This is a genomic window from Pseudomonas sp. EL_65y_Pfl2_R96 (assembly GCF_963970905.1).
GTDB lineage: Bacteria > Pseudomonadota > Gammaproteobacteria > Pseudomonadales > Pseudomonadaceae > Aquipseudomonas.
In genome coordinates this window covers 1-602 of the sequence record NZ_CAXAQH010000148.1, presented here as the reverse complement: position 1 = coordinate 602, position 602 = coordinate 1, and the positions used below count along the sequence as shown (strand labels likewise).

The 602-nt window shown below is 66.8% G+C and carries 1 protein-coding gene; it reads right to left on the bottom strand.

All coding sequences use genetic code 11. From position 1 onward, the window contains the following. The coding region (locus tag AACY49_RS29925) for an MgtC/SapB family protein (protein WP_339527818.1) at window positions 1-602 on the bottom strand (602 nt) is incomplete at both ends.

The following is a 602-nucleotide window of genomic DNA, read 5'->3' as shown; positions in this document are numbered from 1 at the left end:
GGTAGCGAGATGATCGGTAAGCGCGTCGAGCTCGCTGCCTGCAATATTGGTACGCACCAGCTTGGCTACAATCTCCACGCGATCTTCACCGCGCGCGACCACATCAAGCTCGGCCACCGGGAGCTGCGCCGCTTCCAAATGCTCGGTCAGCAAATCGCCCATCGGCCCGGCTTCCTCAGCGTCGGTGGTGATCGTCACCGTGTAGGTCGCCTCGACGCTGCGCCCCTCGATCGGGATGCGGTTGATCGCATCGACCAGCGGGCGCAGCATCGTGTTGGCGAGGATGACGAAGCCGGTCAGCAGCACCGCCTCGGCGATCAGATCGCTCCCCGCAATCGCGCCCACCGCCGCCGAGCACCACAAGGTCGCCGCAGTGTTGAGCCCGCGGACGTTCATCCCCTCCTTCATGATCACGCCCGCGCCGAGAAAGCCGATGCCGCTGATGACATAGGCGATGGTGCGGGCGAGGCCCTCATTGCCATAGGCTCTGGCGCCCACATCGGCGAAGGCCGCCGCGCCCAGGGTGACGAGGACGATGGTGCGCAGGCCCGCGCTGCGCTGGCGGTACTGCCGCTCGGCGCCGATAGCCACGCCAAGCACGA